7 protein-coding genes are annotated in these 6240 nt (G+C 52.7%); 3 read left to right on the top strand and 4 right to left on the bottom strand.

All coding sequences use genetic code 11. The features are described 5' to 3' along the window. Positions 1-237, top strand: a 237-nt coding sequence (locus GCT13_RS39070) for an integrase core domain-containing protein (protein WP_152767275.1), incomplete at its 5' end; no start/stop codon positions are given. 678 nt (positions 238-915) lie between these two features. Here the strand turns inward: GCT13_RS39070 and GCT13_RS39065 are convergent. The 4 genes from GCT13_RS39065 to GCT13_RS39050 form a co-directional block, all read right to left on the bottom strand. Then, positions 916-1104, bottom strand: a complete 189-nt coding sequence (locus tag GCT13_RS39065; protein WP_152767274.1) for a hypothetical protein — start codon at positions 1102-1104, stop codon at positions 916-918. 266 nt (positions 1105-1370) lie between these two features. Further along, positions 1371-1955, bottom strand: coding sequence for a carboxymuconolactone decarboxylase family protein (locus GCT13_RS39060; RefSeq protein WP_152767273.1), 585 nt, complete (start codon positions 1953-1955; stop codon positions 1371-1373). 864 nt (positions 1956-2819) lie between these two features. After that, entirely contained in the window at positions 2820-3044 is a 225-nt protein-coding gene (locus GCT13_RS39055) for a TetR/AcrR family transcriptional regulator (RefSeq protein WP_152767272.1), read from the bottom strand. Between the two features lie 366 nt (positions 3045-3410). Continuing rightward, entirely contained in the window at positions 3411-3974 is a 564-nt protein-coding gene (locus tag GCT13_RS39050; RefSeq protein WP_152767271.1) for a carboxymuconolactone decarboxylase family protein, read from the bottom strand. A 112-nt stretch (positions 3975-4086) separates the two neighbouring features. Here GCT13_RS39050 and GCT13_RS39045 point away from each other — a divergent pair, with 112 nt between their 5' ends. Both GCT13_RS39045 and GCT13_RS39040 read left to right on the top strand, forming a co-directional pair. Beyond that, a complete protein-coding gene (locus tag GCT13_RS39045) occupies positions 4087-5082 on the top strand; it encodes a LysR family transcriptional regulator (RefSeq protein WP_152767270.1) in 996 nt (331 codons plus the stop codon). Positions 5083-5274: 192 nt separating this feature from the next. After that, the gene (locus GCT13_RS39040; RefSeq protein ID WP_152767269.1) at positions 5275-5823 is read left to right on the top strand and encodes a carboxymuconolactone decarboxylase family protein; all 549 of its coding nucleotides are present in this window, start codon (positions 5275-5277) and stop codon (positions 5821-5823) included. The last annotated feature ends 417 nt before the right edge of the window (positions 5824-6240 follow it).

The following is a 6240-nucleotide window of genomic DNA, read 5'->3' as shown; positions in this document are numbered from 1 at the left end:
CTGTCGATGGACGGAAAAGGTGCCTGGCGTGACAACGTGTTCGTCGAACGGGTGTGGCGCAGCGTCAAATATGAAGAGGTTTATTTGAAAGCGTACGACTCGGTAGGCCACGCGCGTCGCTCAATCGGCAATTACCTGAACTGGTATAACCAGAATCGGCCTCATTCGAGGCTAGCCGATCAGACGCCGGATGAAGCATACTTCGCCACGCTGCCAGCGATAAAATCGGCAGCTTGATTTCCCCAACAATTCCACTTAAAAATCTCGGGACCCTGTCCGAACAAGCGGCGCCACCTCTCTCTGCCCAGAGGAAATCTCGCTCAACCGGATGGGTACGTCGAGTGATTCGAAGAGGGAAGCCGCCCTTTGTTTTGCGAAGAAAATCCTGGAAACGCGCGGGAAAGTAACCGACTCAGATCTCGACATCGTGCGACGAGCCGGTTTCACGGATGCCAACCTTGTCGAGATCATTGCGCTTAGCGTGCAATTCCTTCTCACCAATTTCATAAACAACGTATTCGATACACCTATAGACTTCCCAGTCGTTATTTTGAACCCGAAATCAGCTTAGTTGAATATCGTCACCGGAACGCCACGGTTTTTTCTGGTTGCCTTGCGCATTTGTCACCTTTGTATTTATGACGTCGTGGATATACCGAGGTATGTCGCGATCAGCCTGAAAGATGATTGACGAAAACGTCGAATTTTCGTTGAATCGCAGCATTGCATAACCGCTACTTTGGTCTTGTAGCGAGCGTGGGGAGTGTGATGTACGATCCGGCCGACATGATGGAAATACTTGCTATCTGCGTTGCGTTAGCGGGGATTGTCTACCTTCGTCAATTATTCACGTCGATGGGGCGCACAGCGCTACCGAGGGCCACGCTGGAATATTCAATTTACGGCGATCTCGTTCTACCAACCAACTTTCATGAGTGGGTTCATCTCCGGCTGACCGATGAACCAGTTCGCAACCTCGTTGATCTCTGCATAGTAACGAGCTATCCGGACGCGTATGTCGACCCTGTCGCCTATCAACATTTCCTTTGCACCAACACGCTCCCTGAAGGCATAGTAGCCTTCAAGAGCACCGACAAAAATCATCCACTTATGAACTCCGGAATCGCCGGTCGAAGCTGCAGACTGTGTTCTGACTCGCCCGACATCGAATGCGCCAATGTGGCGGTCAAGGACAGTCTGCAATTCGGTGAGAATCCTGGATGGGGGTTTTTTCGCATGAGCCCGGGGCCGAGCTCGCCGATTCATTGCGCAAAGTCTCAACATAGGCATAAGGAACCGAAGAGCGGGACAATGTTGAGCCCAAGAGCTAGCATTTCAATCAAGGAGATATGCGTCAAGGAAGGGTATTGTTAGTTATCGCGGAAGGACGCGGACCACTCGGCGCCGGGATAGCTACCAGTCTTGCCAATCTCCGGGAAATCTGGTTGGATGTCAAATACATTGGCTAGAAGGTTGGTCAAAAATACCTGGGCGCATAGCGCGATGATTTCTACAATCTGCGCATCAGAATACCCTGCCGCGCGTACATCGTTCAGATCGTCTGTCTCGACTTTTCCACGTGATACTGAAACCTTCCGAGCGAACCTCACGGCTGCTTCGGCAGTTCGGTCCAGCGATCGTCCCATGCGGTTTAAGGCAATTTCTTCGGGGATGAGTTTGGCGAAATAGTGTCCGATATAGGAGTGAGCAGAAATACAATAGTCGCAACCATTAACTTCAGACACAGCTATCGCAATCCTTTCATGTGTACGCACGTCCAATGTTCGTGAGAGTGCCGCCTGCATCTCCATCAACCCGGTCAGCGAATGGGGACTGATGGACAGGATTCGGTAAAGATCTGGCACGAATCCAAAACGCCTGCTAACGAAATGAAATAATGGTTGAAGACTGGACGCAGCAGTATCCTGACGACCAGGAATATCGATACGCGACATATTTTTCCTCCAATCACGACCATCATGTGCAGCATAGTATTGCCTCAACATTCCGATAAGCCAGTGATTTTGAAAAGTGTAGTTTCAAAACGTGAGAATTCCTTCGGGCGCTGGGCGCGGCAACCCACAGCGCTGCGCTTGAGACCGTCCGTGCGTATAAACTAGCGACACCTATGGTTAATGGTCTCCATTTACGGCGTGTTTGCGATACTAATAGGCTGAAATGTGATTAGCTTCCGAAGCTACGATCTCGATCGCACGCAACGGGCTACGAAATCGTCAAGTCGCCAAGTCGTGCCTCACACAAGACGACGGCAGAAAATGTGTACATCAGCCTCTGTCGATACTAACAACGCGATCGTCTAGCTGCAGTCGCCACAATATGCGAAGACGAACGACTTCCTTGACGCGGCCGGTTCCCCCTGCGATACCAGCTCGGCCGATGAAAACCGATTTCAACCCGGTAGTCGATCTACGCCGCTGCGCTTTGGTCGCCGGATCATGAGTCTTGCGCAGTAGATGGGACCACCGCGTTAAGCAGTGCACCAATCACCGCCGTAACAGTGACCCGGTTCAAGTATAGGTTGCACATCACAACAATTCCACGCGTAGTTGCAACAACAAGCTTCGCCGCGTCGTCTGCCGACATGGACAATTGGTTACCGTCGCGCTCTACGCTAAGAGCTTCGCATAACAGGTCCTCGAGCTTGAGAAAGAACTCGGCTAACGAATCGCGCAACCTGTCTGATGAAACTCCCAATTCAGTTGTCAGCCGGGTAGCGACAACAGTAACGCACCGCGACGCGCGATTCCGAGGGATGACCAATTCAAAAAACGAGTGCAGGCCAGCCCTCCTGTCAGGCTTCATGAGGCATGTGCAACCTGCTCATAAAACTTGCCAGCCGGGTAGTTGAATGCCCCGAGGAAGAGCTCCTCTTTGCTCCCGTAAGCGTTGTAAAGTGCGCCACGTTGCACCCCCGTCGCCTTAGCCAGCTCGACCATCGTGGCGTCCTTGTACCCTCGTAGCTCCAATACTTCCAGTGCAACGTTAAAAACCGCTTGCTCATCGAATCGCCTCTGTCCTGCCATCTGAGCTCTCTATCACAGACTTCGTTTGATCGTACCGAGTAAGTTCGCCCATTGGCTGCATGACGCCGTCGCGCCTGAGCACTGGCGACCTTTTTTCGACTCACATCAAGATTAGTTCGCTTGTCTTGCGACCAACGGATCTTCGATCGTCGCGGCGTCGAATATCTGACATCAGGCAACGATGACGAAACTATCTCAGCCCGCGCCGTCTGCCACTCCGAATGGCGGGCCGAAAAACGCAGAGCACCCGAGCCGGCTCGCCACGTCCCCTGAAGATTCATGCAGTACTCTTCTATCCACTCAAGGTATTGCAGACATCTTCCTAACGACTTGGCACGTGGTCGTATCAATGTTTTGCGTCCACGTTCAAGCCAGAGGCGTCACACTGCCCCTCGCATCAACGTCAACTTCCGGAAAGTCAACGTTCGTGTCAAACACGTTATTGATGAAGTTCGTGAAGATGAAATAGGCGCTCGCTGCAACGATTTCTATGATCTTAGCGTCGTCAAATCCGGCATCACGCATCACTCGCAACTCGCTCTCAACGACATTTCCCCTCATTTCGACCACTCTCTGGACGAACATCACAAGCGCCGTCGACTTTGCGTCGACGGAAGCACCGCGTCGGTTGCGTAGCATCTCGTCAGGGCTCAGTTTCCCGAAGTTCATGCCAAGATATGTATGGAAGGACAGGCAATATTTGCATTCATTCACCTGCGATACCGCCAAGGCAATACGCGCAAGGGTTCGCGCATCAAATGCTCTAGATATTGCACCCTTAAGCTGGATCATGCCTGCGAGGGCGTCAGGACTTATAGAGGCAACCCGGAACAGCGCAGGGACGAACCGCAGCTGCCTCGCGACCGCATTCAGCATTTCCCGCGACTCCGTTGGCGCGTCATCGCGATCAGGAATCTTGACTCTAGGCATCTCTTTCTCCTGTTGGCCACCCGCTACTACTTAAAAGGAATGCTAATAGCGTGCGCGTTCGTTGATAATCCTGTATTTTTGATATGTTTTATCTCATCGAATGAGAGGATAAATGGATCGCTTCGAGGCAATGTCGTTCTTCGTTACCGCCGTGGACCTGGGCAGCTTCTCTGCGGCAGCTCGCAAGCTAGGCACTCCTTTGCCGACCGTGAGCAGGAAGGTCGCAGAGCTTGAACAGCATCTGAACGCACGATTGCTCGTTCGCTCCACCCGCAAGCTGACGCTAACTGAGGCTGGCGAAGCGTATCTAAATGCCTGCAGGAGGATCCTCGATCAAGTTGGCGACGCGGAACGAAACGCGTCCGGTGAATATTCAACCCCCTGCGGCGACTTGGTCGTCACAGCACCGATAGTGTTCGGCCGCCTCCACCTCTTGCCAGTCGTTAACGATTTCCTCGCCGCCTTTCCGGAAATCCGCATCAAGCTCATCCTGTCGGATCGAAGCCTGCACTTGATTGACGATAGAATCGACATTGCACTGCGTATCGGTCATTTGCCGGATAGCTCGCTTGTCGCAACACACGTCGGTACGGTATGCCGGGTGTTCTGCGGAAGTCCGGCCTACTTCGCCGGTGCTGGCAGGCCCAAGAAGCCTGAGGATCTGGCAGAACATTCCTGCGTGAACTTCGAGGCACTGGCATCGGGAGCAACGTGGGCCTTCGCCTCTGATCACGGCCAGCGGCCGAATCGCCATGTTGGCATCCGGCCTCGCCTCTCTGTAAATACGGCTGAAGCTGCGATCGATGCTGCCATCGCTGGTGTCGGCGTAACGCACGTTCTTTGCTACCAGATTGCGCACGCAGTCGAAGCGGGGTTGCTCACACTTGTGCTCAGGGATTTCGAGCCCGAGCCGATGCCCGTCAGCGTCGTGCACGCTGGGCAGAAGATGCAGCCAATCAAGATCCGACGATTCATCGAATTCTGTGTCCCGAGACTGCGTAGCGCATTGAATGGTGACAAAGACAGACTGATGGTCGATAGCTCTCGTCGCGAGGATCAAGACTCCGTTCAGGCTTCAAGAAATGCCATTTTAAAACAACTTAACTAAAACCTGCAAATATCGAACAAGCTGTGGAATTTGGGTGCGGATGCATGCTCGAATGGATCACGGGAACCAACCGGGCCATCCTCCACCCTCTCAGTTTCCGAGACAGAACATATCATACGAAGTGGGTTATCGATGCTTGTTTAGCAGGATAGGATTCCTCCAATCAAAACAACGTGTCTGACTGGAGAATACATGGCCCATAATGCTATCCCATCCCACACGCAGAGTCCGGTCGATTCGCAGGTCACTCTCGACAGCTTCGAGAAGCTTTTTGGGTTCGTACCGAACATTTTTTCGGTGATGGCTCAGAGCCCGCACGCTTTAGCGGCCTTCAAAGGCCTTCAGATTCCGCTGGAGAAGACGCTCGACGCGGCAATGCGTGACCGCATCGCAATCGCCGTTTCGGAAGTGAATGGTTGTGACTATACTGTCCGTGCTCACTCCTTTATCGGCTCGCAATTTAGCAAGCTCGATGTCGCCGAAATTCAGATGAACCGTTACGGTAAGTCCGGCGATTTAAAGATCGAAGCGGCTGTGCACTTTGCAAAGAAGGTCGCTGAGACACGCGGAAAGGTGAAGGGAAGCGACCTGCAGCAAGTCCGTGATGCAGGGTGGACGGATGCACAAGTTATCGAGATCATCGCGCGCGTCGCGCAATTCTTGTATATCAATTTTTTAAATAACGTCTTCCAGACGGAGATTGACTTCCCCGCGCTGGAGACCATCGCTGACGAAGCCTAAAGCAAAGCCGGCATGCGTCCCGGCGGATGACGAAGCTTTTTCGACCGGAGCGATGCGAATGATTCGCATCGTCTCGTAGAGAAATCAACGCGCCCCGGTTCAGTTTCCTCTGTTGCATACTGCAAAAATCATATTTCTGAAGAAAGAGAGGTCGACCACACTTCAACCACTCAACCCCTGGTTGCAAGTGAACGAAGATCAGTGCGCCGCCTTGCATCGATCAACCTTCTGTGGCCTGAACGTATCCTCTTGTATCCTTTGGCGTAGAACTCCTATACCGATGCATGTTTGTTTCAAGCACTAGCGCCGCGTACCATTTTTACATCGGTGCCGCACTCATCCGTCACAGATCATCTGCGGTTGACAGACATCACCTACCTGTGCGATCGACGGCCCTAGGACGCGGATAAGCGCTCG

Origin of the sequence: Paraburkholderia franconis (assembly GCF_009362735.1) — a bacterium.
GTDB lineage: Bacteria > Pseudomonadota > Gammaproteobacteria > Burkholderiales > Burkholderiaceae > Paraburkholderia > Paraburkholderia franconis.
This window is presented reverse-complemented; position numbering and strand designations above follow the sequence as displayed.